The organism is Kaarinaea lacus (assembly GCF_975902315.1).
The window spans coordinates 1-2,968 of the sequence record NZ_CDLKIE010000432.1; the positions used below are offsets into that span (position 1 = coordinate 1).

Consider the following 2,968-nt stretch of genomic DNA (forward strand, 5'->3'; position numbering starts at 1 on the left):
GAGTTGTGACTACGTCACGCACTTCGGCTTCCAGTCTGACTGCTTCGTTCCCGGCAAATTCTTTAAGTTGTTCGATAGCCACGTCGGAATAATCCCAGGCAAACACATGCAAGCCACGCTTTGCCATAAACAGGGCGTTGCCACCAGTACCACAGGCTAAATCCAGTGCGTTCCCGTGATCTGGTAACAAGTGGGCATTTTCCGTTAACACCAGGGCTGGAATTGCACTATCCGCAGGTTTATTGTCGAGGTAACGCTGGTTCCATTGTTGTTGCTTGTCAGACATTACTTGAGTTTTGATGGGAATATTTACTTACGCCAGAATTCCGGGGAAAATAAAACCAGCAAAGTAAAAATTTCCAGCCGACCTAAAAGCATCGCGAAACAGAGAATCCATTTTGCAATTTCGTTAATATTGCCGTAATGCGCTCCAACATCACCCAAACCCGGACCAAGGTTATTCATGCACGCGGCAACAGCAGAGAATGATGTAATATGATCCAGGCCTGTTGCCATCACCATCAACATGAGAATGGCAAATGACGCAACGTACAGTGAAAAGAATCCCCACACAGCGTTAATGACACGTTCTGAAAGCGGCTTGTTACCTATCTTGACTGGAATCAATGCGTTGGGATGTATCAGGCGCTTAATTTCACGGATACCCTGACGAAACAACAGCAAAAATCGAATCACCTTCAAACCACCACCTGTTGAACCGGCACATCCACCAATAAAACTGGAGAAGAGTAATAATACAGGCAAAAACCCTGGCCAGGCATAGTATTCTGCCGTCGTAAATCCACTGGTAGTGCCTATGGATACGGCTTGAAAAATACCATGATGTAATGCGCTGCCCGGGTTATCAAACGTACCTGAAACATAAAGATAAAGCGTGGTAATGACTGCGGTTATTAATAACACGACAAAATAAGTCTGAACTTCGGGATCCTGTAAATAAGGTCGTATAGTCAAAGTCCGCCAGGACATAAAATGCAGGGAAAAATTAATACCCGCTAAAATCATGAATACAACCGCGACCACTTCGATCATGGTGCTGTTGAAATAGCCCATACTGGCATCATGCGTGGAAAACCCGCCAATGGCGACCGTAGAAAAGCTGTGCGCAATAGCATCAAACGCGTGCATTCCTGCCAGCCAGTAGCTTATAGCACACGCTATGGTTAACCCAAGGTAGATATACCACAGCGCTTTGGCTGTTTCGGTAATTCGCGGGGTTAACTTGTTATCCTTCATTGGGCCAGGTGTTTCTGCTCGATACAACTGCATACCCCCGATACCCAACATGGGAAGTATCGCAACCGCCAATACAATAATCCCCATACCTCCCATCCACTGCAATTGTTGTCGATAAAATAAAATGGAGTGTGGCAAATCATCAATACCGGTAATGACTGTGGCACCGGTGGTGGTAAGACCAGAAATAGATTCAAATACAGAATCCGTTAATGATAAAGTAGGTGTAATAGAAAAATAAAAAGGTAAGGCACCGGATATTCCCAACACCAGCCAAAAAACCACGACAACCACGAAACCGTCACGAATACGAAGATCCTTGCGTTGATTTCTGACGGGAAGCCAAAGCACAACACCTGCACCCAGGGTCACGCTAAACGCGGTAATAAAAGGAACTATGGCACCATCATTGTATATCATTCCCACCAGCGCAGGAGGCAACATGGTGATGCTGAAAATCATCAACAACAAACCAATAATACGAAGAATGGCTGCAAGTTGCATAGACTGTAAAAGTGTCGCCAGCTAAATAAATGTTATTCCAACCTGGAACAAACGCTCGACCTCGGGAATGCGATTTTTATCAACAACAAAAAGTATAATGTGATCATCCGACTCGATCACAGTATCATGGTGCGCAATAATAACTTCTTTGTCGCGTACGATAGCACCAATAGTCGTTCCAGGCGGCAAACTAATATCTTCAATTGCGCGACCCACGACCTTGGAAGAATTAACGTCACCGTGCGCAACCGCCTCGATAGCCTCTGCGGCCCCACGTCTCAGGGAATGAACTGCCGTTACATCGCCCCTGCGCACATGAGCCAATAGCGTACCAATGGACGCCTGCTGAGGTGAGATTGCGATATCAATAATACTGCTTTGCACCAGCCCTACATAGGCAGCTCGGTTAATTAATGCCATTACCTTGCGAGCACCTAAGCGTTTGGCGAGCATGGCAGAAAGAATATTGGCTTCATCGTCATTGGTAACTGCGCAAAACACATCAGTATGCTCAATGTTTTCTTCCATCAGTAATTCTTCATCCGCTGCATCACCAAATAACACGATTGTACGATCAAGTGTTTCGGATATAGCCTTGGAACGCTCAGGGTTATGGTCTATCAATTTTACCTGGTAATTATGTTCCAGCGCCTTCGCGAGACGTGTTCCGATATTGCCACCCCCGGCGATAATGATTCGTTTTACCGGCCTGTCAAGGCGGCGCAATTCTTTCATCACCACGCGAATATGACGCTTTGCCGCGATAAAGAACACTTCATCATCCGCCTCAATAATAGTATCGCCTTCGGGAATAATCGGTTGACCACGCCTGAATATAGCTGCGACACGGGTATCGATACCTGGCATATGTTCACGCAGGGTTTTTAATTCATGCCCAACCAGCGGTCCGCCATAATAGGCACGTACCGCTACCAGTTGCACTCGCCCTTCAGCGAAATCCAGAACCTGTAATGCGCCAGGATATTCAATCAAACGCTGAACATAGTCGGTAACCAACTGTTCCGGGCTGATGAGTACATCGATGGGGAGCGCTTCCTGTGTGAACAGCTGAGGATGCGCCAGATACTCTACTCCTCGAACGCGGGCAATTTTGGTAGGTGTATGAAACAGAGTATAAGCAACCTGGCAGGCAACCATGTTTATCTCATCCTGGTTGGTAACGGCAATAATCATATCCGCATCTTCA

3 protein-coding genes are annotated in these 2,968 nt (G+C 46.4%); all 3 read right to left on the bottom strand.

Translation table 11 applies throughout. The annotated features are described in order from the left end of the window. Positions 1-286: class I SAM-dependent methyltransferase (locus tag ACWVCM_RS13565; RefSeq protein WP_455202297.1), on the bottom strand; the 286-nt coding region annotated here is incomplete at its 3' end. 23 nt (positions 287-309) lie between these two features. Further along, positions 310-1,761, bottom strand: a complete 1,452-nt coding sequence (locus ACWVCM_RS13570; RefSeq protein WP_455202298.1) for a TrkH family potassium uptake protein — start codon at positions 1,759-1,761, stop codon at positions 310-312. 21 nt (positions 1,762-1,782) lie between these two features. Continuing rightward, positions 1,783-2,968, bottom strand: a 1,186-nt coding sequence (gene trkA, locus ACWVCM_RS13575) for a Trk system potassium transporter TrkA (protein WP_455202299.1), incomplete at its 5' end; no start/stop codon positions are given.